Consider the following 25,261-nt stretch of genomic DNA (forward strand, 5'->3'; position numbering starts at 1 on the left):
TCTCCACAAATGTCCACCCCCCCCGCGGCGGCGCCCCCCCGGGGGGGGCCCCCCCCCCCCCGCTCCACCAGCACCGCCACGCCCCACAGCAGCAGGCCGCCCAGCGCGGTGGCCGCACCGACGTAGCCGGTGACTGCGGGGCTGAAACCAGCACCGATCGCCATGCCGCCGAGCCACGGGCCCAGCGCATTGGCGGTGTTGAACGCGGCATGGTTTGAAGCCGCTGCCAGGGTCTGTGCTTCACCGGCCACGTCCATCAGGCGGGTCTGCAGCACGGCGGCCAGCGCGCCCATGGTGCCCACGGCGATGATCACCGGCACCACGCTCCACACGGCATGCGCCGCCAGCGGGTACAGCATCAACACCACCACGGACCACAGCAGCACGATGGGCGCGGCACGGAACTGGAACTTGTCCACCAGCCAGCCACCGGCCACGTTGCCGATGATCGCGCCGATGCCGAAGATACCCACGGCCACCGGCATCCACGACTCACGTACGCCGGTGACCTGCACCAGGGTAGGGGCCAGGTAGGTGAACACACAGAACATGCCGGCAAAGCCGACTGAGCCGATCGCCAGCGCCATCCACACCTGGGTGCGGTTGAAGGCGCGCAGTTCGCGCATCGGCGAGGTGCGGACCTCGTTCGGGTCCGGCAGCAGGTAACGGGCGATCATCGCCACGGTGGCGATGGCCAGCACGCTGACCAGGCCGAACGCGGTGCGCCAGCTGAGCTGCTGGCCCAGCCAGGTAGTCAGCGGGTTGCCTACCAGGATGGCGATGGACAGACCCAGCAGCACCGTCGAGACGGCCTTGCCGCGCTGACCCGGCGGACTGATCGCGGCCGCCACCAGCATTGCCACGCCGAAGTACGCACCATGCGGCAGGCCGGCCACGAAGCGGGCGATCAACATGGTGGTGTAATCCGGAGCCAACGCGCTGGCCAGGTTGCCCACCGCATAGAAGCCCATCAGGCCCAGCAGCAGGGTGCGACGTGCGTAGCCGGCACCGGCAAACGCCAGCACGGGCGCACCGACCACCACGCCGACGGCGTAGGCGCTGATCAGATGACCCACCTGGGTTTCACTGATGCCCAGCCCGCGGCTGATTTCCAGCATCAGGCCCATGGCCGCGAACTCGCTGGTACCAATGGCAAAGCCGCCCAGGGACAGGGCCAGCAGGATCAGGGTGCGCTCACGCGGGGTCAGCCGTTCGGCGAGGGTAGGGGCGGTGGAGCTCATACGGCAGGATGTAATCGTTTTACGGACGGCCATTGTACGTGGTGCGGTGCAGCAAATCCGTACCAGTGTGGCCCTGTTTCACGGAAAACAGCGGTCCACTCAAGGCGCTGCCCGGTTCATGTCTCCCGGCTGAACAATAACGGGTCAAGGTCACGCATTGTTCCACTCATGCTCTTTAACGACATTTTTATGACATGAATAATGCGCGCCGTTGATGCGCCCGGTGGCGCGGGTGAGTCCGATGAAAAACGATCTTCAACTGCTGGCGTACTACCTGGGACGCGCGTTCCTGTTCGGCGCGATGGTGACCCTGCCGCCGCTGCTGGCCTGGCTGGACATCCATTGGCTGGGGAACGCAGTGGGCGAGTGGTCGCTGGTCGAATTGACCCAGGAAGGCTTCCTGGCGGCGAGCGTGCTGGCCTTCGTGCGCGTGGCGATCGCGCGCCGTGATGACCGTCACTTCGCGGTGTTGGCCGCGGCCTTCTTTGCCTGCATGTTCCTGCGTGAGATGGACGAAGCGCTGGATCTGATCGCACACGGACTATGGAAGTACCCGGTGGCGCTGCTGGTGCTGGGTTCCCTGGCCTGGGCAAGCCGCGCGCCGCGCGAAACCCTCGCGGGCCTGGTGCGCTTCCTCGGCTCGCGTCCCGGCACGGTGATGGTCATCGGTCTGGTGCTGCTGCTGTTCTACTCGCGCCTCATCGGCATGACCTCGCTGTGGACCGGCCTGCTCGGTGACCAGTACATCCGGGTGTTCAAGAACACCATTGAAGAAACCACCGAACTGCTGGGCTACACCTTCATCCTCGCCGCCAGCCTGTCCTATGCCGCCCAGCGGGTGAGGGAACCGGTGGTCATCCGGCGCAACGCCGTCGATGCTGCGCCGAACGTGTCAGTCACGTCACACATCAATCAGTCCATGTAACGCATTGCTGTAACGCGCAGAGGCCACCGTATGGTGGCCTCTGCGTGCTGCCGTCCGTCTGTTACCCACTGCCGGGTAAGGAATTTCTGATTGGCATACGCTGCGGTGTGGATTAGCATGCGCCCACTGGAGTCGACCGGGGAGCGTGCACGATGGTCCAGTACCCTCATGCATTGCGGGCCGAAGGCAGGTATCAGCTGGTAGCGTTGACACATTCACCGGTCTACAACCCGGCGGATGTGATCGGCTACGCCGTGCTGACGACTGGCGGCGAGAGAGTGACCGACGTTCTCTCGTTGGAACAGGCGCACACCCGCTGGCGGGAACTGCTGGAACAGGACCAACCCGTCCTGGTGGAAGACGAAAGGAAACCATCGCGCACGAGGCCACGTCGGCGTCGTCGCTAGCCGCAGCGTCCACCGGGCGCGTCATGGAGGATTGGGTTTGTCCACGCAGAAGTCTGTTGCCACCGCTGTTCTTGTTCTGGTGACCGCGATTGTCGGCTATGCCCTTGCCGGGTATATCACGCTGGCGTTGCTGGGCCTGGATACAGCGAAGTTCAGCTGGAACACCTACCTGCTGTACCTGCAGGCCATGGACCAGCCGGCGGTGGCTCCCTATCTGACCAAGATCAAGATCGCCGGCGTGCTGGGCTTCGGCCTGCCGCTGCTGCTGTGCCTGGTCGTGCTCTTCTTCATGTTCAAGCCGAAGAAGAAGTCCATCCACGGTGACGCACGTTTCGCCACCGCCGCGGATCTGGCCAAACACGGCATGTTCAAGAAGAGCGACAGCGGCATCGTTGTCGGCAGCTTCGGCGGCAAGCTCGTGCGTCTGGGTGGGCAGCAGTTCGTGATCCTGGCCGCACCGACCCGCTCGGGCAAGGGCGTGGGCGTGGTCATTCCGAACCTGCTCGAGTACGGCGAATCGATTGTCGTGCTGGACATCAAGCAGGAAAACTTCGACCTCACCAGCGGCTGGCGTGCCAGCCAGGGCCATGAGGTGTTCCTGTTCAATCCGTTCGCTGAAGACAAGCGCACCCATCGCTGGAATCCGCTCAGCTACGTCTCCGACGATCCGAACTTCCGCGTCTCTGAAATGATGAGCATCGCGGCCATGCTGTATCCGGATGGCTCGGACGATCAGAAGTTCTGGGTGAGCCAGGCCCGCAACGCCTTCATGGCCTTCGGCCTGTACCTGTTCGAGAACTGGGACGACGAGCGCGCCATGGGCTTCCCGGCCGGTAGCGGCACGCCCACGCTCGGTGCGATCTTCCGCCTGTCCACCGGTGACGGCACCGATCTCAAGAAGTACCTGCAGTCGCTGTCCACGCAGCCGTTCCTGTCGGGCAATGCGAAGGCCGCTTTCGCCAACATGCTGTCGCAGGCCGACGAGACGTTCGCCTCCATCATGGGCACCTTCAAGGAGCCGCTCAACGCCTGGATCAATCCGGTGCTCGACAAGGCCACCAGTGCCAACGATTTCCTGCTGACCGACCTGCGCAAGAAGAAGATGACCGTCTACATCGGCATCCAGCCCAACAAGCTGGCCGAGAGCCGTCTCATCATCAACCTGTTCTTCAGCCAGATCATCAACCTCAACACCAAGGAACTGCCCAAGGGCAATCCAGAGCTGAAATACCAGGTGCTGTTGTTGATGGACGAGTTCACCTCCATCGGCAAGGTCGACATCATCGCCTCGGCGGTCTCGTACATGGCCGGTTACAACGTGCGCCTGCTGCCCATCATCCAGAGCATGGCGCAGCTCGACGCCACCTACGGCCGCGACGTGTCGCGCACCATCATCACCAACCACGCGCTGCAGATCCTGTACGCCCCGCGCGAACAGCAGGACGCCAACGACTATTCGGAAATGCTCGGTTACACCACCGTGCGCAAGAAGAATGTCACCCATGCGCGCGAGAAGACCCATAACTTCACCGAAGAGCGGCGCGCCCTGATGTTGCCGCAGGAACTCAAGGCCATGGGCATGGACCACGAGGTGTTCCTGTACGAGGGCATTCCGCACCCGGTCAAATGCGACAAGATCAAATATTACAAGGACAAATATTTCACTTCGCGCCTGCTGCCCAAGACCGATGTGAAGATGCTGGAGTTGTGATGGTTTGCATGCGGCAATGTGACGCGCATCGCAAAATGCGGGCGCAAATGTAAAATTTTCGTCTCGGTTGACACTGATTTGACGCTGAACTGTGGCATCGTATTTGTGATGGACGTTCCATGCGTCAGGTTTTCGTAGTTGAGTACAGTGCCGGAAGTTGGCGCTGAAGCAGTCAAAAGGAACATGGATGGCTTTTCTCGGAGAGTGTGTGGGGCGCAGGGGCCGAACCCGGTGTTCGGGGCGTTCTCACATCAGGCGGGGCGGGGGCCCGGTCACACCGCTGAAAGGTGTTTCACGGTTGTACCGATACGCACCAACGGCACATCGCGCCTGATCCAGGGCCTGATGCGTCACCGCGTTGTCTGAATTTCCGAATTAAAGCCGCTATTCCGTACGCCATAGGGAAGTCCGTATGAAGCAAGCGTTTCTGTCCAAGGGTTGCGTTGTTGCCGTCGTTACCGCCGCCGTGATGCTGGCGGGCTGTGCCACCAAGCCGGCACCGGATTTCGGCGGCCGCTGGAAGCCGGTGAACAATTTCGCCCGCACCACCCAGGAAATTCCGCTGTATTCCAGCTACGTCTATCAGGCCTCGCCGGCCGATGGCACCTTGAAAACCATGCTTGAACGCTGGGCCAAGGACTCGGGCATGAGCCTGGATTACCGCCTCAGCTCCGACTACACGCTGTTCAACGCGGTGTCGTCGCTGTCCACGACGAATCCGCAGCAGGCCATGATCGATCTCAGCGCGGCGTATTCGGCGCAGGGCGTTTCGGTCTCCATCGTGGGCAATCAGATCGTGGTGCAGTCGGTGTCCGCATCGACCGCTTCGACGCGCCCGGCCGATGGTGCCAGCGGAAGCTGAGTGGTCCGCACCCGGTCGTCCTGATGTGCTCCGGCGCGCCGGAGCGTCACGCCCATCGAAGTTCCAGCAGTACGGATGAATTCCATGTTCCGAAAGAAGGACACAGGCAACAACGCGAAGGTCGACCAGGCCGTCTCCAAGGCGGTGAGTTACGAGCTGACCATCGCCGACATGGCCCGCCGCAGCGAGAAGCGCGCCTGGATGGTCGCGACCGGTTCGCTGGTGATGTCGCTGGCACTGGCGGGCGGCTACTACTACATGCTGCCGCTGAAGGAGAAGGTGCCGTTCCTGGTGATGGCTGACGCCTACACCGGCACCGCCACGGTGGCGCGTCTCTCGGGCAACTTCGGTGAAGCGGGCATCACGGCCAACGAGGCGATCAATCGCAGCAACGTGGCGCAGTACGTGCTGGCGCGCGAGTCGTTCGACTCCAACACCATGGGCCTGCGTGACTGGGAACTGGTGTTCACCATGTCGTCGGAGCCGGTCGCGGCCACCCAGCGCCAGCGCTATGCGAACAACAATCCGCAGAACCCGGTCTACGTGTACGGCACCAGCAAGGCGATCCGGATCAAGATCCTGAGCATCACCCCGCTGGCTGTCGAAGGCAATGGCAGCTTCCGCGGCGCGTCGGTGCGCATCCAGCGCAGTCTGCTGGACAAGACCACCGGCGCGATGACCTATCTGGACAACAAGCTGGTGACGCTGCGGTTCGAGTACCGCGCCGACCTGGCCCTGTCCGAAGCCGATCGCGTGTTGAACCCGCTGGCCTTCCAGGTCACCGAATACCGCGTGGACAGCGACTTCGCCCGTGGCGTGCCGGTGCCCGACGACGCCGACATGAGCACCCAGGCCAACCAGGCCGCTGCCGCACAGGCGGCTGCCGCCGCGCCGGTGTATGACCCGAACAATCCGGCCGCCGCGACCATGATCGATCCGGCCACCGGCCAGCCGGTGGCAGCACCGGCACCGGTGCCTGGGCAGCCGATGGTGCCCGGTCAGGCCGTCCCCGGTCAGGTGCCGGGGCAGGTGCCCGGTCAGACCGTGCCGCCGCCGCCCCAGATTCCGGGCCAGGTGATGCCGGGCCAGCCGATGCAACAACAGGTGCCGGGTCAGCCGGTACCGGGGCAGGCAGTACCGCCGCCCGCTGTACCGAATCAGAACGTTTCCACCGGAACTGCGCAGGGAGCAAGCAACCGATGAGTCGTAACAATGCATGGTGGGCCGCATTGGCCTTGGTGCCGATGATGTCCCTGTTTGCTGTGCCAGCGAAGGCGCAGTCCGTGGTGGACCATTACGAGTATGAGTCTGACCGTATCTATCCGGTCCGTACCGGCCTGGGGCTCACCACCCAGATCGAACTCAGCCCGAATGAAAAGATCCTCGACTACAGCACCGGTTTCAGCAGCGGGTGGGAACTGACCCGTCGCGAGAACGTGTTCTATCTCAAGCCGAAGAATGTCGACGTGGACACCAACATGATGGTGCGCACGGAGACCCATTCGTACATCTTCGAACTGAAGGTGGTGGCCACGGACTGGCGTCAGCTGGAACAGGCGCGTCGTGCCGGCGTGCAGTACAAGATCGCCTTCACCTACCCGAGCGACACCGAGTTCGGTACCGCGCAGCAGGCGGTGGATGAGGAAGTGAAGCCGCTGCTCAGCTCGGAACTGGCCAAGGATCGCCAGTACAACTTCGACTATTCGTACTCCACCCGGCGCTCCAAGAAGATGGGCTGGCTGATTCCGGTCAATGCCTACGATGACGGCCGCTTCACCTATCTCAAGCTGCCCAATTCGCCGGAGTACAAGACCGGCATCTTCCCGGCCGTCTTCGGTCGTGAGACGGAGTACGGCGAAGATTTCACGGTCAACACGACGGTGGAAGGCAATTCGCTCATCGTGCACGGCACCTATCCGTACCTGGTGATCCGTCATGGTGACAACGTCGTCGGTCTGCGAAGGAACGTGAACAAATGAGCCAGCACAACACTCCCGGCAACGAGCCGAACAACGGTAACGAGGGTTACGACGCGCACCAGGGTGCGCCGGAAGGCCCGACCAACCCGTACTACGGCCAGAACGTGGCCGACAACAATCCCAACCTGGACGCTGCGGCTCCGACCCTGCGTTCGGCTGAAGAGCAGCGCCTGAACCGCAAGGCGCTGGCCTTCCTCGGCGGCACCCTGGTGCTGATCGTGGCAATGGGTTTCCTGCTGTTCCGCAAGGGCAGCGACGATGCTGAAGGCCCGGCCAAGGTCAATGAGCAGGCGCGTGTATCCACGCCTGAACTGCCGACGGCCGCACCGCCGCCGCCGACCGCAACGGAAGCGGTGGAGCCGATCGGGATGATGCCGCCGCTGCCGCCGCCGAGCACGCACACCAATCCCTACCGCACGCCGCCGCCGGACGTGGACGACTTCCAGACGGCACCGACCGAATCCCACGAGCCTTCGCTGATGGATCGCCGCATGGCGTCCGGCAGTGGTGTGGGCGGTGGCAGCGCCGGCGGTGTGGCCGGTCCGGCGACGGATCCCGCCGGTCGCCCGACTGACGACTACACCCGCGCCATGCTGGCCCAGCTGCCGGGTGCGCAGCAGCCGCCAGCCAAGGTCCGCCGTGGTCCGGACGTGGAAGACGTCTCCAGCGCCAGCTTCATCCGCAGCCCGGATGCACTGCTGGTCCGCGGCACCTATCTGCGCTGCGTGCTGGAAACCCGCATCATCACCGACGTGGCCGGCTTCACCTCGTGTCTGCTGACCGAGCCGGTGTATTCGATCAACGGCCGCAGCCTGCTGCTGCCGAAGGGCTCGAAGATCTACGGTGCCTACGGTGGCGGCCCCACCGGCAAGCGCGTGGAAGTGATCTGGGACCGCATCACCACCCCGAACGGCATCGACGTGGCCATGTCCAGCCCGGGCGTGGACCAGCTCGGCGGTGCCGGTCACCCGGGTGACTACAGCGCGCACTGGGGCAGCCGCATCGCCTCGGCGCTGATGATCAGCCTGATCGCCGACGCCTTCAAATACGCTGCTGCCGAACACGGTCCGGAAACCACCACCGTCAGCAACAGTGGACGTGAAATCCAGTCGCCCTATGAGAGCGCCACCGCGCGCAGCATGGAGCGTCTGGCCAACGAGGCCATGAGCGAGCGTCGCCCGCCCACGGTCACCATCAATCAGGGCACTGTGGTCAACGTGTACGTGGCCAAGGACGTCGATTTCTCCGACGTCCTGCCCATGCGGCGCTGACCGGCTGGATCAACCATGGACGCAGAAGTGGGCCCCGTAGCCGACGTTTCCAGTGAATTCCTGCGCTATCAGTACGAAGTGCTGGGCATTCACGAGTACATGACCTCGCCTGACGTGACGGAAATCTGTATCAACCGTCCGGGTGAGGTGTGGCTGGAAAAACGCGATGGCTGGCAGCGTGTGGAAGTCCCCACGCTGACCTTTGAACGTGCCCGTCAGTTCTGCACCGCCGTGGTCAATGAAAGCAACACCGGGCAGCGTATTACCGACGCTGACCCGGTGGTGTCGCTGACCTTCCCGACCGGTCAGCGTGCACAGTTCGTCATCCCGCCGGCGTGCGACGCCGGCAAGGTGTCGATCACCATCCGTCTGCCGTCCAAGCACATGAAGACCCTGGAGCAGTACCAGGAAGACGGGTTCTTCAACCAGATCCTGGAGCAGGGCGCTGCCATCAGCGACCAGGACCAGGAACTGCTGGCGCTGCGCCAGTCGCGCAATTACGCCGAGTTCTTCCGCAAGGCCGTGCAGTACCGCAAGAACATCGTCGTGTCCGGCGCGACCGGTAGCGGCAAGACCACCTTCATGAAGTCGCTTGTCAACCATATTCCGGCCAACGAGCGACTGGTCACCATCGAAGATGCCCGCGAACTGTTCATCGCCCAGCCCAACGTGGTGCACCTGCTGTACTCCAAGGGCGGGCAGAGCGCCAGCAACGTTACCGCCAAGAGCTGCATGGAAGCCTGCCTGCGCATGAAGCCGGACCGCATCATCCTCGCCGAGCTTCGCGGCGACGAGGCGTTCTACTTCATCCGTAACTGCGCCTCCGGTCACCCCGGTTCGATCACCAGCTGCCACGCCGGCAGCCCGGAACAGACCTGGGACCAGCTGGGCCTGATGGTGAAGGCCTCGACCGAAGGCTCCGGTCTGGAGTTCTCGGTGATCAAGCGTCTGCTGCAGCTGACCATCGATGTGGTGGTGCACATCAAGGCCCATGCCGGCAGCCGCTACATCACCGGCATTGATTTCAACCCCGAACGCGCGCTCGCGCAGGCACAGTGAGGACGCCCTGATGCTGCCTGGTATGGAAGCCCTTGCCTGCCCTGAAATGGCCGTGTCCATGGATGTGATGCAGCACGTGGTCAACGTCGAGTCCTCGCGCAACCCCTACGCCATTGGCGTGGTGGGTGGCGCGCTCGTGCGCCAGCCCAAGCAGCTCGATGAAGCATTGGCCACGGTGCGCATGCTGGAAGAGAAGGGCTACAACTTCTCCGTCGGTCTGGCCCAGGTCAACCGCTACAACCTGGCCAAGTACGGCCTGGACTCCTACGAGAAGGCTTTCCAGCAGTGCGCCAACCTGCAGGCCGGCTCGCGCATTTTGGCCGAATGCCATTCGCGCTCCGGCAACGACTGGGGCAAGGCGTTCAGCTGCTACTACTCGGGCAACTTCACCACCGGCTTCCGCCACGGTTACGTGCAGAAGGTATTTGCCTCGATCGCGCGCCAGCGCGGCACCCAGGTGGCCGCCAACGGCGCAGCCCCGATCGACGTGGTCAGCCGCGCCCAGCGCCGTGTGGTCGATGTCGCGCACCACCCGCAGTACACCAATGAAGCCCAGCGTGTGATCGGCAGTCGCATCGAAGCGACGACCCAGGCGCTGGCACCGATGGTGGCCCAGGCCGCAGTGGTGCAGGACGATCCGGCGCGGGTGTACGAGGTCTATCCGTCCACCGGTGCCATGGTCCGCGGGGGACTGGTGCGTACCGCCGACGCGGCGGTGTCGCGGGTGGTCATGAATGCGTTGGATCACGCGTTGCCGCAGCCCCAACAGGTTGCGCCGGCCGCTGTTCCAGAACCGGTTGCGCCGCAGGTCAGGCCGCAACTTCCACAACAGGGGGCTGCGGGCCCGGTGGTGCTGCGCCCGTGGAGTGAACGTAATGCACCCGTGGCGTCGCCCGTGCAGGCCCAGCCTGCGCAGGCAGCGCCCGCTCAGAACATCCCCGCAGGGGATGCAGCCTTCGTGTTTTGACGAAGTCGTGGTACGGCCATCCACCCGGCGGGCCGATTCAAGTCGTGTTAGACCATCAACAAGGAAATCAACAATGAAGCGTACCAACCTCGATATTGCCCAAGCCCAGCGCTCGCTGAAGACCATGCTGATGGCGGTTGCCTTCGTCGCTGCGGTGTTCGTGCCGGACGTGTTCGCCCAGACCAACTTCGGTGGCACCGACAAGAAGGTCTGCGGCTTCTTCGACAACATCAACGGCCTGCTGAACATCGCCTCGATCGCCGTGGTGACCATCGCCGTCATCTTCGCCGGCTACCAGATCGCCTTCGCCCACAAGCGCATCAGTGACGTGGCTCCGATCCTGATCGGTGGCCTGCTGATCGGTGCGGCCGGCCAGATCGCCAAGATGCTGATCGGCGATAGCGCCACCAGCTGCGGCGGCACCACCACCGCTGCGATCATGAACGTCGTTCAGTACTACCGTGCATAAGAACGTTCTGTTCCGCGGTTGCACGCGGCCGGCGATGTTTCTGGGCGTGCCTTACGTCCCGTTCTTCCTGGTCGCGGGCGGCTTGTTGCTGCTCGGCATGTACATCGACATGCGACTGCTGGTGACGATTCCGATTGCTATTTTCATCATGCGGCAGATGGCCAAGCGCGATGAAATGATCTTCCGGCTGATCGGTCTCCGCCTGCAGTTCAAGTTCCGGGCCCGCAACGTGCAGCAGCACGATGGCATGTGGGTGTTCACGCCCAACCACTATCGTGACAAGCCGCCGCCGTCGGTCTGACACGGCACGCTTCAAGCCGGGCAGGCGGCACCACCGCCTGCCCGGTGCAAGGAAAGCATCATCCCCGCAGCGCCCCATTGGAAGCCGTCATGTTCACGCCAGATACCTCCATCAGCGAATTCATTCCCCTGTCGACCCATGTGGCACCGACGGTCGTCAAGACCACGGGCGGAGACTTCCTGTTGACCTGGCACCTGGAAGGGCTGCCCTTCGTCGGGCGCGAGGATTGGGAGCTGGAACACCGCCATAACACCTTCAATCGCCTGCTGCAGACCCTGCGCGCCCCGGATTTCGTCAACGTCGCCTTCTGGGTGCATGACATCCGCCGCCGCCGCACGCTCAACACCAAGCGCAGCTTCAACCAGAAATTCAACCAGGACGTCTCCGACCAGTACATGGGCATGCTGTCTTCGCAGCGCACCATGCAGAACGAGCTGTACCTGACCATGATCTACCGCCCCGTGGTGGCCGGTAAGCGCTTCATGGACAAGTCCTCCAGCGTCACCCAGCTGCAGGCCGAGCAGGACCAGGCCGTGGCCAAGCTGCTGGAACTGGCCGGCAACGTCGAAGCGGTGATCCGCGATTACTCGCCGTACCGCATGGGCATGTACGAAGCAAAGAACGGCATGGTGTTCTCCGAGACCCTGGAGTTCTTCGGCTACCTGCTCAACCGCGTGGACGAGCCGGTGCCGGTGCTCTCGGCCCCGGTCAAGGACTACCTGCCGATCAGCCGGCACATGTTCTCGGCCAAGACCGGTGACTTCGTCATCAACACGCCCAATGGCGTGAACCACTTCGGTGCGATCCTCAACATCAAGGAATACGCCGAAGGGACCTACCCGGGCGTGCTCAACGGCCTGAAGTACCTCGATTTCGAGTACGTCATCACCCATTCCTTCAGCCCGATGGGCCGCCAGGACGCGCTCAAGGTGCTCGACCGCACCAAGGGCATGATGATCTCCTCCGGCGACAAGGCGGTCAGCCAGATCATCGAGATGGACCAGGCGATGGACCAGCTGGCGTCGGGCAACTTCGTGCTGGGTGAATACCACTTCATCATGGCCATCTACGCCGACAGCCAGGAGAAGCTGGCGCAGAATCTGGCCGCCACCCGCGCCGAGTTGTCCAACGCCGGCTTCGTGTCGGCCAAGGAAGACCTGGCGGTCACCGCGTCGTTCTATTCGCAGTTCCCGGCCAACTGGCGCTACCGCACCCGTATGGCGAATGTGAGCTCGCTGAACTTCCTCGGCTTGTCGCCGTTACACAACTTCGCCACGGGCAAGCAGCACAACAATCCGTGGGGTGATTGCGTCACCACCCTGCAGACCACCAACGGCCAGCCGTACTACTTCAACTTCCACGCTACGCACCCGTCGGAAAACTCGCTGGGTGAGAAGGCCATCGCCAACACCATGGTGATTGGTAAGTCTGGTACGGGTAAGACCGCGCTGATCAACTTCCTGCTCAGCCAGGTGCAGCAGTACGACCCGGCACCGACCATCTTCTTCTTCGACAAGGATCGCGGCGCGGAGATCTTCGTGCGCGCCTGTGGCGGCAATTACCTGGCGCTTGAGAACGGGCAGCCTACCGGCTTCAACCCGTTCCAGTGCGACAACAACGAAACCAACGTGCAGTTCCTGGCGGACCTGGTCAAGGTCCTGGCGGGCAAGGCCGAGTACAGCTCGCGCGAGGAAGAGGACATCTTCCGTGCGGTGGAAAACATGCTGGACACGCCCAAGCACCTGCGCAGCATGACCAACTTCCAGAAGAGCCTGCCCAACATGGGCGACGACGGCCTGTATGCGCGCATGCGCCGCTGGACCTCCGGCAACTCGCTGGGCTGGGTGTTCGACAACCCGGTGGACACCGTCGACCTGAGCCGCGCCAACATCATCGGCTTTGACTACACCGACATCATCGACAACCCCGAAGTGCGTGTGCCGGTCATCAACTACCTGCTGCACCGCCTGGAATCGCTGATCGACGGTCGCCCGCTGATCTACGTGATGGACGAATTCTGGAAGATCCTGGACGGCGAGGGTGGCCTGAAGGAGTTTGCCAAGAACAAGCAGAAGACCATCCGTAAGCAGAACGGTCTGGGCATCTTCGCCACGCAGAGCCCGGAAGATGCGCTCAAGAGCGACATCGCCGCCGCCCTGATCGAGCAGACCGCCACCCTGATTCTGCTGCCCAACCCCAATGCCAGCCGTTCGGACTACATCGACGGCCTGAAGCTGACCGAGTCCGAGTTCAAGGTGGTCACCGCCCTGGACGAGCGCTCGCGCTGCTTCCTGGTCAAGCAGGGCCACGCCGCCAGCGTTTGCCAGCTCAACCTGCGTGGCATGGACGACATTCTGTCGGTGATTTCGGCCTCCACCGACAATATCGACATCATGCACCGGGTCCTGCTGGATGCCGCCCAGCGCGAACAGGTGTCGCAGGCCGATCTCACCCCGGAACAGTGGCTCAGTGAGTTCTACAAGAAGCGCAAGGGCTCAGGAAAGCCCGCCGGAAACCGCCAGGAAGCTGCCGCCTGACCGGTCCCCCGGCCGTCAGGACCACGTACCAGCCGCATTCGATGGAGACAACCATGATCATCGCCAAGACCCCCAAGAAGAATCGCCGTTACTTCAACTTCCGCCTGGCCGCACTGTCGGTGGTGGGCGTGCTGATGTGCAACGCACCGGCACCGGCCTACACCCAGCCCGTGGTGGAAATCGGCCCGAACGTGTTCCAGTCGATCATGAACCAGATCAACACGTACAAGGCCGAGATCATCGCCGCAGGCTCCAAGGCGCAGGACGCGGCCGAGTACATCGAGCAGCGCACGCGCTGGATTCGCACGCTGCAGCAGTATGCGCAGCAGCTGATCCAGTTGCAGGCTATCTTCAACGATTTCGGCATGCCGGTGGGGCAGACCCTCACGCGCGTCGATGATGACTACCTGGTTAAGGACACTTGCCGCACGTCCAAGAACATGACGCTGCCAGGCCTGCTGGAAACCTTCGTCTTCAAATCAGACACCGACTTCAAGAGTCAGCAGACACAGATCTGCGTGAACATCCGAATGATGCGGAACCGGAAGTACAACGATGCGGTCGATTTCATGAACTACTCGGTTCCGCTCATGAAGTCGTCGCTGACCCGAATCTTCGAACTGCGCATTCTGAGCAACAACCAAGGCAATGTGCAGGGTGTGGATAGTGAGTCGTTGCGCATGGCCAATGACCTTGCAGTGCAATCCCAGATCTGGGAAGCGCGCATGAAATCTTACGATTCCTACATCGAAGTGATGGAGGCCAATCAGAAGGTAGTTGCCGAGCAGGCACTCAAGGGCGACACCAAGAACCGGATGATCGGAGACATCATCAGAACCGCTACGTTGGCGGGCGCGCTGAAGATCAAGTAAGGATCAATGTCGGCAGGCGAAGTCGGATGCACAACGCGCCAGCCCGTCTGTCGCAGCAGTATCACCAAGGGATTGTAGAGATGAATAGGTTGATTGCCAGCTTTGGCGACTCGGGTGGGTTACAGGATCTTCTGGGATACGTCGTGCGTGTCCAGGAAGTCGGCGACCTGATTTTCTTCCGGTTGATCCTGAACTATCTGCGACAGGAGATCGCAGATTTCGGGTTCGACATGATGAAGAACATGATGTATTGGGTCGGGGGCATGGCCCTCACCCTGATGACGCTCTGGGTGCTGATCCAGGGCTATCGCATCATCACCGGACAGAGCCGCGACTCGATGATGGCGCTGGTCACGAACATGGCGCGTGCCGCGCTGATCGTGAGCGTGGCAACCTCCATGAGCATGTTTGGTACCAGCCTGCACACGCTTCTGACCAAGGATCTCAAGGAAGTCATCACCGCGCGGGTCACCGATGATGACGAATCCCCCGAAGAACAGATCGACAAGAGCCTGGCTCTGATGCAGGTCGCCTTGGCCAGCGTTGACTACATCAAGACGGTGGATGACGAGGGCTTACGCACTGAGAAGGCACAGTCGATGTGGTTCATCGGCTTGGGCACTGGCGGTCCGGCAGTAACAGCCGGTGCGATGCTGATGCTGTACGAAGTCGCGATCGCCTTGTTCATCGGCTTTGGTCCACTCTTCATCCTGTGTCTGTTGTTCGACCAGACCAAACAGCTGTTCCAGAAGTGGTTGCTCTACGGCATAGGAACGCTGTTCTCGATGGCCGTACTGGCGGCCATGGTGAACATCGCATTGGGTATGGTGATCCGCGTTGCAGGCGCATTCTGGGTGGCCGACGGCATAGGAAGGCTGCTGCCAGACGGTGTAATGAGCGACGGCATTACGAGCATGGCAATGCAGCAGGGCGGCATGGGTCTGATCCTGACCACGCTGATCCTGACTGCGCCCCCAATGGCCCAGTTCTTCTTCCAGGGCACGCTGGGCAGCTTCATGGCATATTCGCAGATAGGTGGTGGAGCTAGCGGCCAGCCGGGTCCGCAGGGTCAGCCGCCGGGGTCGTATACGCCGCCGCAGACGACTAATCAGAGCGTTTCCGAAAGACCCGCAGTCAATATGGACCCGCAGGCAACAATGGCGCGAACGGTATCCCAATCAACTTCGGCCCCGTCGGATGCGTCAGGTCAGGGGCGGATGGGGAACCATCCTACTCGTTGATGAAAACGTGTGGTCGTAAAGTTTCCCAGACGTAAGGTAGCCATGAGAATTCTGATCGCTGTACTTCTGAGTTTCGCCTCCTTTCTGGCTCACGCTGAGGGACGGTGCCCTCCTGGCCAGTATCCAATTGGTGGCCAAGGAGCGGGGGGGTGCGCACCTATCTCGGCCGGCGGAACTGGGGGTGCTGCATTGTCTGTACCCACCGGAAAATGGGAGACGCGTTGGGGGGCCGTGGTTGAGGATTCCACCAATCTAGCAACGGGGGCGTCCGTTTCCCGGAAATCTAAGAGAGAAGCTACGGCTGCTGCAATGGAAGAGTGTAAGAAGCAGGGTGGGAACAACTGCAAGCTCCGAGTTGCGTATCACAATCAATGCGTCGCGATCGCAGATCCAACCCCGGAAAGTAGAAGGGGGAGGCCTGAACTTCAGGCAAAGTCGACCGACACTGCGGCAGGGACGGTGGAGATTGCCAAGGAAAGGGCCATGGGTCGATGCGAGGCGTACGGTCATCAGTGTGGCATCGTTTACTCCGCGTGCAGCATGTCTGAGTTCAGAGAGTTCTGACCTTATACCCCTTGGCACCCCGCGAGACTCACGGCGGCGTTTCGTCGCTAACGCAAGTAAATGGAGGCCATCGTGGCCTCCTTTTTACTTCTTGTTAGGTGGGGTAGGCATGTATCCATGTTGCTAGAGGCTACCCTCGCCCTATTCGCAGATGGGTAGTGAAGCGAGTCGGTAGCCGGGTGCGCATGGTCATCTAGAGCGATTGATCTAAGAGTTTGTGCATGTGCATTGTGAGGTGGATATGAGAACGCTTGTCATGTTGCTGCTGGGGCTTGCACCATTCAGCCTCTTTGCCGAGGGTCGCTGCCCGCCTGGGCAATATCCTATTGGTGGGCAAGGAGCGGGAGGGTGCGCACCCATTCCCGCCGGTGGTTCCGGAACTACTCTCTCCATCCCGACGGGTAAGTGGGAGACGCGCTGGGGTGCAATTGCGGAAGATCCCAGTAATCTTTGCACTGGGGCTTCAGTCTCCAGAAAGTCCAAGAAGGAAGCGACGCAGGCAGCTATTGAAGAATGTCGGCGTCAGGGTGGAAGGGACTGCAAGCTGCGGATCGCATACCACAATCAGTGTGTGGCGTTCGCAGATCCGACTGAACAAACCAAGAAGAGAGGTGCCTGGAACTCTGTGGCCGCGGCGGCGAAGACGGAAGATCTGGCCAGGGCAAATGCGATGCAGCGATGCTCCACATTTGGCGATGGGCAGCAGTGCGCTCTCGTCTATTCTGCCTGCAGTATGTCGGAGTTCAGGGAGTTCTGATCGAGTAGGCCGTGTAAGCTTCAGCAGTTCAGAGGGACAGGTGATGCAGATATCTTGCCGCGCTTGCCATTGGCAGTAGCAGGGTTCCGTAAGATCAGATCGACAAAAGTCTGGCCCTGATGCAGGTTGCTTTGTCCAGCGTTGACTACATCAAGACGGTGGACGATGAAGGATTGCGCACTTCGAAGGCACAGGCGATGTGGTTCATCGGCTTGGGCACTGGCGGTCCGGCAGTAACAGCCGGTGCGATGTTGATGCTGTACGAAGTTGCGATTGCCTTGTTCATCGGCTTTGGTCCACTCTTCATCCTGTGTCTGTTCTTCGACCAGACCAAGCAGCTGTTCCAGAAGTGGTCGCTCTACGTCATAGGAACACTGTTCTCGATGGCCGTACTGGCGGCCATGGTGAAAATCGCATCGGGCATGGTGATCCGCGTTGCAGGTGCGTTCTGGGTGGCCGACGGCATAGGAAGGCTGCTGCGAGACGGTGTGATGAGTGATGGCATCACCAGCATGGCAATGCAGCAGGGCGGCATGGGTCTGATCCGGACCACGCTGATCCTGGCTGCGCCCCCAATGGCCCAGATGTTCTTCCAGGGCACGCTGGGTAGCTTCATGGCATATTCGCAGATAGGTGGCTCACCGGGTGGGCAGCCGGGTCCGCAGGGTCAGCCGCCGGGGTCGTATACGCCGACGCAGACGACAAACTCCGCCAACCCAGGCGGCGACCAGCAGATGCCAAACGTGGGACGTACTGTTGGTGGCTCCGGTCCAACAGCTTCTGCTGAAGAAACTGGTAGGTACAGAAGGGCAAACTGAGGAAGTATGGTTGTGTCGCCGGTCTAGATGGGACCTTTGCGCTAGTCGGAGAATGAGATGAGAAACGTATTACTCGCTTTGGTCATGCTGATGGCATCTGCTTCGGCATATGCAGAGGGTCGTTGTCCGCCCGGACAGTACCCAATCGGTGGCCAGGGTGCGGGCGGATGCGCACCAATTCCGTCTGGCGGATCCGGCGGCCCTGCGCTATCCATTCCTACTGGTAAATGGGAGACCCGATGGGGTGCAATCGCGTCAGGGATGTCGCAAGGGCCGAATCCGACAATGGCGACGGGAGTTTCGGTTTCCCAGACGTCAAAGAAGCTTGCACAGCAGATCGCGGTTCAGGAGTGTAAGAAACTCGGAGGTGTCGACTGCGAGGTGCAGATTGCGTACCACAATCAGTGCGTTGCGATTGCAGATCCGCTCGCTGAAGAGCGGAGCAAAGGGCGTTTGACCTCAAGTTTCATGGGTGCTAAGACGGAGAGCGAGGCTTCCAGGTTGGCACTCGAGCGTTGCGCTGGCCATGGTGCACGATGCGAGATAGTCTATTCGGCGTGCAGCATGTCTGAGTTCAGGAGGTTCTGACCCGTCTCCGCGATGCGTCAACTTGGGCTACCAGCGGTGTTCCACCGCTGACGCATAAAAAGGAGGCCATTGCGCCCCCTTTGACGTTGAATAAAGACTGTCCCGAAGTGCAAGAGCTCAGTTCCGTCCATTTGCAGATGGCTGATGGACCGAGAGGCCAGCCGGGCCCGCAGGGGCGAGCACCGGGAGCGTATGGGCCAAATAGATTCCGCGTTGCTGATGGCCTGCAAGCAAGGTGTGCTTGCAAAGCTGCTAGGGTGACCACTTCACGTGTCCGGACATCATAGGAAATTTCCTATAGTGCCAATGGCGCACCGACGCTACTCTAGCCATTACTTAGCTTGAGTCTCTGGCTGACCGGAAGGAGATGGACCCATGGCGGCACCACCGACTTGGAAATGGACAAGTCTGGCATTGCTATTGGTGCTGATGGGGGGCTGTGACCGCATACCCCAATCCGCGTCGGTGTCGGGCGGCACACGTCCGGGAACCGAGTGGTGGGGTCTTGTGAAGGAAAATCCCTCGCCGAGGCAGGGTGTCGATTTCACCTGGCAGGTGCATGACGCGCCTGGACCCTTCGCAGAAGTCCTCGCCCGCGCTCAATATGACGTGGTCAATGAGGATGAGTGCGGCTATGTGCATCCCATGACCGGCACCGCTATGAGGATGACGACATCAAGGGATGTGGCCTTGAGGCGAGCTGAGTCTGGCGAACACTCTGGAACCGTGTTGCTTGATCTCTTGCTGGACGGCGACTACTACGGTCGCGGAGTCTGCAGATGGGAGTTCACAACACTTAGCGTTGTCGCTCGGGCTACTGGATCTGAGGGTGAGACCAGATTCACAGGATTCATGGACAGTGCGACGGTGCTTGGCGGCGGATCGCTCACGCACTACTACCCTGACATGGAGTATCCGCGCGTTGATGCATATGCGAATTACCCGTCGTTGGGTTTGACAGAGCTTGATCGATTCAAGCCCGAAGTTCGGGGTAATACCTTCAGTTCCAGGATGAGTTCATCGGGGCGCAAGCATGAAAATTGATTCCTCCGAGTTGGCCTATCTTTCAGATGGTGCGTATGTAAACAAGAATCCTGGCGCGCGCTCGGCCGACGAGCAGGAGGAGGTGACAGTTTTTGGCCAAAAGTACGTGGTTTGGGAGTTTGTGGATAGCGCGCGTTCCGGCTATCAAGGAACAATCTATCAGCGCGTCGATACGGGTCAGGTCGTTGTGGCACATCGCGGAACGGAAGCGGTTGGTGCGGACGTCGGAACTGACGTGGCAATGGTGGCTGCAAGGGTGAACATTCAAGCGCCTGAAGCCATTGCTCTTACGGCTCGGGCGATGGAGCTTGCCAAAACACACAATGCTGCGCGAGGTACCCCGGTCGATGTCATTGTTACGGGCCACTCCCTGGGAGGTGCGCTGACCCAGATTACAGCGCATCACTTTGATCTGAAAGGCGAAATATTTAATGCCTACGGCGCGGCCAGCCTTTCGCGGCGCATTCCCGAAGGTGGCAGTTCGGTCATCAATCATGTGATGGCGACAGATCCGGTGAGCGCGGCTTCGCCCCACTACGGAGAGGTCAGGGTGTATGCGAAACAGAACGAGATCGACACTCTGAAGGCGGCAGGCTACGAGAGTAAGATGCATCCAGGCAACTTCATGCTCCCACAGCCAGTACGACGCTTGGGCGCGCCTGCGCTATCGCTTGATTCGCACAAGTTGGGCAATTTCCTTGGGCTGGATTCCGTGCTCGAGGATCCCCAGAGTCAGGCGCTTGCCAGCTCGCATCGCGACATGATCGAGGACTATCGAGGCGATGTGAAGCAGATTCGTCAGGTCGTTCCGTTCGTCATGGGTAGTGGTTTGGGTGTGCTGAAGCACGTATTCGACGAGGTTCGCGGCCCGCTTCCTGCTGGAGAGCCCGCGCGACGTGAGGAAGAGTCGCGTGCCAAGCCCGCCCAGGAGGTTCCCTCGGGTCCGCTCAAACCGCTGAATGGACCGGGCCACGTAGGCCACCCCTTGTTCATCGGCGCGCTGCGCGGTGTGCATGAGCTGGACCAGCAGGCGGGCAGGGTGCCTGACGTGCAGAGTGAGCAACTGGCGGGTGCTCTGGCATGCCGCATGCATGAGCTGGGTGGCAAGCGCATCGATCACGTGGTGATGAGCAATGACGCCGCCACCACGTTTGCGGTGCAGGGGCAGCTGTCCGATCCCGCACATCTGCGAGCATCCGTGCCGACCGTGGCAGCCATGAATACGCCGTTGGAGCAGAGTGGGCGTGAGATCGAGAGCCAAGCGCTAGCACAGGCTGCACAGCAGGATCAGGCCCAAGAGCAAGTGCGCAATGCGGGTCGGACCATGATTGGGTGAGTTCCGAGTGAGTTGATGCCAGATCGCTGTGCTGTGTGATGCATTCAAAGAGGCCCTTCGGGCCTCTTCTCATCTGTGGAGACCTTGCTTACTCCGTTGCTGCTTCGCTGTCCGGCGCGAAGCGTGCCATAAGCGGCAGGAACGCGGATCCCCTCCGTCGAAGATGCCTCGCTAACGGTTCAGATCATTTTCGATGCGCTTCGGCGCGGATGCCTTGCGCCAGAAAGGCTCAAGGGCCAACCACAAAATGGATGCATGCCCGCCTGAGAAAGGGTCGGATTTCGCCGACTGCACATCCGTGATCTCCCGTTGCATTGTCCGCTCCGTGAAGAGGGCGGCCGCAAGGCGCTTGACCTAGTGCCGCTCTCCCAACGCTATCTGCAACCGCCATTCCGGCGGGGCTAACGCTAAAGGGGTGTGTGACGTATGGACACAAGTATCAATGCAAGAGACCGAGCGACGGAGCAGTCAGATGGTGGGCGGTCGATTCGAGAAAGGTTTGTACGCCGACGGCTTCACGTGGGTGTCTTGACCGCTTGCGTAGCTCTAGCAGCTCAGACGGCGCACGCCACCACAACCGTCGTTACCAACCCAACTGCGATGGTACAGCAGCTCATTCAGTACGTGCTTGACGCTCAGGCGTACAGCAAGGAGGCCCAGCGTTGGAAGCAGACCGAGCAGCAGATCAAGGACATGCGGGCCATCTTCGACTCGGTGAACTTCCAGCTGAGCCTTCCGGACGGAATGAGCATGGATGGCGTCGCCGACGACTACATGGTCAAACAGGTCTGCGGTGATTCAAGCAGTGCTTCCTTGCTGCAGCGCGGGTTCTCTGCGCTGAACCTCAGCAGCACCTCAGCCGTCAAGGAAGAGCAGGTCAAGATCTGCGTCAGCATCCAGATGGCGCAGAACCGCAAGTACAACGAATCTCTCGAGTTCCTCAAGAGCACGATGAAGCAGATCCAGGAAGCAGAGCAGCAGAATCTTGAGTCTCGCGATAGTGACAAGAACAGTTCCGGCAGCGTCCAGGCGACACAGAGCGACACCGCGCGATTGAGCAATCATCTGCTGGCCATGGGGCAGGAGTGGTCGACGCGCATACAAGCTTACGACGCCTACATCGCCGCCATGCAGGCACGGCAGAACGTGATCGCCCAGGCTGCCATCACCGGGAACGGTGCCTCGCGGGTGGTTACCGATGTTGCGAAAACCGTGGTTCTGAAGAAGGCACTGGATGACTGGGCGAACAAGTGACGCTACAGGCGCGAATCCGTACGCGCATGCGGACGGCGTTCACTCAATAGGACAACAAAATGATGATCGACTTGAGCGAGGTGGTGTATTGGTTGGGCGGCGGTCTGGAGCCACTGCGGGCGGGCGGCGGTGCCAGCCTGGGTGATTTCGCGTTCTTCAAACTGATTCTGGATGCGTTGGAAACCAAAGTCGCCAACTTTGGCGGTGAGGTGCTCGATCGCGTCATGAAGTGGGTCGGGGTGATCGGGGTGAAGTTCATGACGCTGTGGCTGATCATCCAGGGCTACCGCATCATGACGGGGCGCAGCCAGGCCTCATTGGCGGCTGTGATGTCCGATGCAGGGTGGAAGGCCCTGATCGTCACCGTGGCGTCAGCCATGTCGATTTTCGGCGACAACTTGAGTGGTCTGCTGATCTCCGATGTGCAGGGGGTGATCTCCACGCTGATCACAGGTGACTACGCACTGCCGGCCAAGCAGATAGACGCCGCGCTTTGGCAGATGCAGGTCGCCCTGGCCAGCATCGATGCCATCACGGTAATCAATGATCCGGTGCTCTCTGGTGAGAAGCAGCAGGCCAAGCTCCTGATCGGATTCGGTACCGGTGGACCGGCCATCACGGCGGGTGCCATGCTGCTGCTGTATCAGATCGCCATGTCGTTGTTCATCGGTCTGGGGCCGCTCTTCATTTTGTGCCTGCTGTTCGAGCAGACCAAAGGGCTGTTTCAGAAATGGTTGATGTACGGGATTGGCACCATGTTTTCGATGGCCGTGCTTTCGGTGATGGTGGGGTACGCGCTGGGCATCGTGATTGCCGTGTCGAAGGCCTTCTGGGTGGACACTGCGATCAGCGGTCTGCTGCTGGGAGGCGACGCGGGCACCAACTACAGCAGCCAGGCGCTGCAGCAGGGTGGGCTGGGTTTGATCCTGACCGTGTTGATCATCAGCGCTCCCCCGATGGCCGCCATGTTCTTCCAGGGAACGCTGGGCAGCTTCATCGCGCATTCGCAGATGGATGGCAGTCGTTCGGGTGTGCTCCCTGCAGCGCAGGCTCCTGTCGTGATGCCGGCGAGCACGCAGCGACCGGTCGAGGCGGTGGAGATGCATCCGCAGATGGTGATGCCGGGTGTGGCGACGCGAGGCGTACTCACTGGGCCCGCGCATGAACCGGGCCGGCTGGGCATCGCCAACAGACGGGATATGCAATGACGACCAACCCTACCTCAAGCAATACATGCGTACGGAGGCGGGTGCGTTTAACAGGATCTTACGGTCAAAGGTGTGATGTAATTCAAAGAAACTCCACTCGGTCGCGACGCGGATTTCACGACTGGTGTAGGGTGTCGGCGTCGGGATTCCGGCGCATGACACAGGTAGCGGTATCCGAAGGGGGCTTTGGGTGCCGTGGGGGTCACCAGCGACAAGGTGTGCGGGTGTCGAACGCGACACACGTCTCTATCTTGTCGATGGCATCGCTGTGGTCCACTTCAATCCACTTCAGCTTCAAGGACGAATATATGCGTAATGCATCGCTTCACTCCCGGCACCTGCGTGCCTGCCGTACTGCTCCGCTGATGTTGTTGCTGCCGTTCGCGCTGGCCACCGCGCAGGCGCAGGAGGCAACGGATGCGCCTGTCGCAGCGTCCGCGAAGGTCGAGCAGCCGGCCGCGCCCGTCGACACTGTGGCCGAAGCTCCGGCACCCGCGCAGGAATCCATCGACGCAGCGCAGGCTGACGCGATCCTCACTGCGCGCGCCGCAGATGCAGCGGCCGCCGCCGCGGAAGCGGCTGCAGGCACGCCTTCGACAACGGTCGCCCCTGCGGCAGCAGCTGCCGAGCCAGCGCCTGCCGAGGTTGCAACCCCGGCACCGGCACCGGCACCGGCAACGGCACCGACGACGGCGAGTGAGGCATCTGCTCCGGAGGTTCCGACCGCACCGCCCGCACCGCGCCCGCTGGTCGTGCCCGTGCTGGCCAATGCAGACAACGCCATCGAGCGTCAGCTCGGTGCGCGTTGCCCGAACGATCTGGCCGCGCGCTTGGCCACGCAGGACAACCTGCTGACCGGTGCCTGCCAGGGCACGATGCCGGCGCATCTCGCCAACGTGCTCAAGGCCATCCCCGAGCAGGACCTGCTGCTGCCGCGTTCGGCGCGTGAGCGCCAGCTCAGCCAGAAGGCCTGGTTCAAGGCGGTGCCGGGCTATGGGGTGCGGCCGGACTTCATTGCCGTGCAGAATGGCCTGTGGGTGCGCTCGTTCGAGGGCGCGGATGCGTCGACCACTGTGTATCTGGTGTCGGGTCCGTTTACTTGCGTGGACGGGCGTTATCCCGATGCAATCGACGGCAAAACCGTGCGCCTGACCACCGGCAGCTGCCGCGAGGCGCTGGTGCAGCAGCGCGTGTATCAGGTCACCGCAGGCGCTGCCCCGCAGGACATCACCGCGCAGGCGCTGCCGGCGCAGCCGCTGCTGTCTGATGCCGATCGCAAGCGCTACAACCTGGAGGCCAATGCGGTGCAGCTGGATCCGGGCAAGCTGCAGTTTGGGCCGGCCCTGCGCTGGTATGCCGAAGTGCCGGCCGATTCCAAGCCCGAAGCGCGCAGCTATGGCGAATGGGGCCACCTGCACCTGGGCTTCATCGTGTGGAATGGCGAGCGCTTCGAACAGCGTGACACCGTGCCGCGCGGCCTGTGGGCCTGCGACCCGGTGGCACCGGGCGATGCGGCGTGCAGCGGGTATGCCGATGCCGGGCGTGACCCGTTTGTGGTCAACAGCACCACGGTGGCGGGGCAGAGCGCCGCACCGTAAGGGGCCTCAATCGGCCGCGATCAATGCGAATCGCGGCCGCATCCCGCCTTCATGCTCGACCTGCGCACAGAACATGGCGTAGGGGCGCACCCAATCGCCAACGTCTTTATCCAGCGGCCGATAGAGCACGAGCGGTTCCAGTGTTTCGCTGTGGCGAACTACGCCCAGCACGCGGTAGTTGCCGCCCTTGAAGTGGCGGTAATGCCCAGTGGGCAGGGTAGGGAGTGGGGCAAGGTCTGTCATAGGCACATA

At 61.6% G+C, this 25,261-nt stretch carries 21 protein-coding genes; 19 read left to right on the top strand and 2 right to left on the bottom strand.

Going from position 1 to position 25,261, the window contains the following annotated elements; translation table 11 throughout:
- The coding region (locus tag QMX83_RS06780; protein WP_282295855.1) for an MFS transporter at positions 1–1,241 on the bottom strand (1,241 nt) is incomplete at its 3' end.
- A 241-nt stretch (positions 1,242–1,482) separates the two neighbouring features.
- Here QMX83_RS06780 and QMX83_RS06785 point away from each other — a divergent pair.
- The 19 genes from QMX83_RS06785 (at position 1,483) to QMX83_RS06875 (ending at position 25,009) form a co-directional block, all read left to right on the top strand.
- Entirely contained in the window at positions 1,483–2,166 is a 684-nt protein-coding gene (locus QMX83_RS06785; RefSeq protein WP_282295856.1) for a hypothetical protein, read from the top strand.
- A gap of 444 nt (positions 2,167–2,610) precedes the next feature.
- Positions 2,611–4,284 (top strand): type IV secretory system conjugative DNA transfer family protein, encoded by a 1,674-nt coding sequence (locus QMX83_RS06790; RefSeq protein WP_282295857.1) that lies wholly within the window; start codon positions 2,611–2,613, stop codon positions 4,282–4,284.
- 412 nt (positions 4,285–4,696) lie between these two features.
- Positions 4,697–5,146 (top strand): hypothetical protein, encoded by a 450-nt coding sequence (locus QMX83_RS06795; RefSeq protein WP_282295858.1) that lies wholly within the window; start codon positions 4,697–4,699, stop codon positions 5,144–5,146.
- 84 nt (positions 5,147–5,230) lie between these two features.
- Positions 5,231–6,349, top strand: coding sequence for a VirB8/TrbF family protein (locus tag QMX83_RS06800; RefSeq protein ID WP_282295859.1), 1,119 nt, complete (start codon positions 5,231–5,233; stop codon positions 6,347–6,349).
- On the top strand, positions 6,346–7,125 hold the full coding sequence (locus QMX83_RS06805; protein WP_282295860.1) for a TrbG/VirB9 family P-type conjugative transfer protein: 780 nt from the start codon (positions 6,346–6,348) through the stop codon (positions 7,123–7,125). The genes QMX83_RS06800 and QMX83_RS06805 overlap by 4 nt, the downstream gene beginning before the upstream one ends.
- A complete protein-coding gene (locus tag QMX83_RS06810; RefSeq protein ID WP_282295861.1) occupies positions 7,122–8,396 on the top strand; it encodes a TrbI/VirB10 family protein in 1,275 nt (424 codons plus the stop codon). The genes QMX83_RS06805 and QMX83_RS06810 overlap by 4 nt, the downstream gene beginning before the upstream one ends.
- A gap of 15 nt (positions 8,397–8,411) precedes the next feature.
- On the top strand, positions 8,412–9,455 hold the full coding sequence (gene virB11, locus QMX83_RS06815) for a P-type DNA transfer ATPase VirB11 (RefSeq protein ID WP_282295862.1): 1,044 nt from the start codon (positions 8,412–8,414) through the stop codon (positions 9,453–9,455).
- A gap of 22 nt (positions 9,456–9,477) precedes the next feature.
- A complete protein-coding gene (locus tag QMX83_RS06820; protein WP_282295882.1) occupies positions 9,478–10,422 on the top strand; it encodes a lytic transglycosylase domain-containing protein in 945 nt (314 codons plus the stop codon).
- Positions 10,423–10,495: 73 nt separating this feature from the next.
- A complete protein-coding gene (locus QMX83_RS06825) occupies positions 10,496–10,891 on the top strand; it encodes a TrbC/VirB2 family protein (RefSeq protein ID WP_282295863.1) in 396 nt (131 codons plus the stop codon).
- Positions 10,884–11,192 carry a VirB3 family type IV secretion system protein gene (locus QMX83_RS06830; protein ID WP_282295864.1) on the top strand — a complete coding sequence of 103 codons (309 nt, stop codon included), beginning with the start codon at positions 10,884–10,886 and terminating at the stop codon, positions 11,190–11,192. The genes QMX83_RS06825 and QMX83_RS06830 overlap by 8 nt, the downstream gene beginning before the upstream one ends.
- Before the next feature lie 89 nt (positions 11,193–11,281).
- Positions 11,282–13,729, top strand: coding sequence for a VirB4 family type IV secretion/conjugal transfer ATPase (locus QMX83_RS06835; protein WP_282295865.1), 2,448 nt, complete (start codon positions 11,282–11,284; stop codon positions 13,727–13,729).
- A gap of 53 nt (positions 13,730–13,782) precedes the next feature.
- Entirely contained in the window at positions 13,783–14,601 is an 819-nt protein-coding gene (locus tag QMX83_RS06840; protein ID WP_282295866.1) for a hypothetical protein, read from the top strand.
- 80 nt (positions 14,602–14,681) lie between these two features.
- The gene (locus QMX83_RS06845) at positions 14,682–15,842 is read left to right on the top strand and encodes a type IV secretion system protein (RefSeq protein ID WP_282295867.1); all 1,161 of its coding nucleotides are present in this window, start codon (positions 14,682–14,684) and stop codon (positions 15,840–15,842) included.
- Positions 15,843–17,282: 1,440 nt separating this feature from the next.
- Positions 17,283–17,981 (top strand): type IV secretion system protein, encoded by a 699-nt coding sequence (locus QMX83_RS06850; RefSeq protein ID WP_336618951.1) that lies wholly within the window; start codon positions 17,283–17,285, stop codon positions 17,979–17,981.
- Positions 17,982–18,944: 963 nt separating this feature from the next.
- A complete protein-coding gene (locus tag QMX83_RS06855) occupies positions 18,945–19,613 on the top strand; it encodes a hypothetical protein (RefSeq protein ID WP_282295868.1) in 669 nt (222 codons plus the stop codon).
- Complete coding sequence (locus QMX83_RS06860; RefSeq protein WP_282295869.1) at positions 19,603–20,949, top strand: XVIPCD domain-containing protein; 1,347 nt, start codon at positions 19,603–19,605, stop codon at positions 20,947–20,949. Before QMX83_RS06855 ends, QMX83_RS06860 begins: the two co-directional genes overlap by 11 nt.
- Positions 20,950–21,468: 519 nt before the next feature.
- The gene (locus QMX83_RS06865; RefSeq protein ID WP_282295870.1) at positions 21,469–22,203 is read left to right on the top strand and encodes a hypothetical protein; all 735 of its coding nucleotides are present in this window, start codon (positions 21,469–21,471) and stop codon (positions 22,201–22,203) included.
- Between the two features lie 59 nt (positions 22,204–22,262).
- The gene (locus QMX83_RS06870; RefSeq protein ID WP_282295871.1) at positions 22,263–23,411 is read left to right on the top strand and encodes a type IV secretion system protein; all 1,149 of its coding nucleotides are present in this window, start codon (positions 22,263–22,265) and stop codon (positions 23,409–23,411) included.
- A 308-nt stretch (positions 23,412–23,719) separates the two neighbouring features.
- On the top strand, positions 23,720–25,009 hold the full coding sequence (locus tag QMX83_RS06875; protein ID WP_282295872.1) for a hypothetical protein: 1,290 nt from the start codon (positions 23,720–23,722) through the stop codon (positions 25,007–25,009).
- Between the two features lie 6 nt (positions 25,010–25,015).
- Here QMX83_RS06875 and QMX83_RS06880 read toward each other — a convergent pair whose 3' ends face one another.
- Positions 25,016–25,252, bottom strand: coding sequence for a DUF1653 domain-containing protein (locus QMX83_RS06880; RefSeq protein WP_282295873.1), 237 nt, complete (start codon positions 25,250–25,252; stop codon positions 25,016–25,018).
- Positions 25,253–25,261: the final 9 nt, after the last annotated feature.

It is taken from the genome of Stenotrophomonas sp. PS02289, assembly GCF_029960115.1.
Taxonomy (GTDB): Bacteria; Pseudomonadota; Gammaproteobacteria; order Xanthomonadales; family Xanthomonadaceae; genus Stenotrophomonas.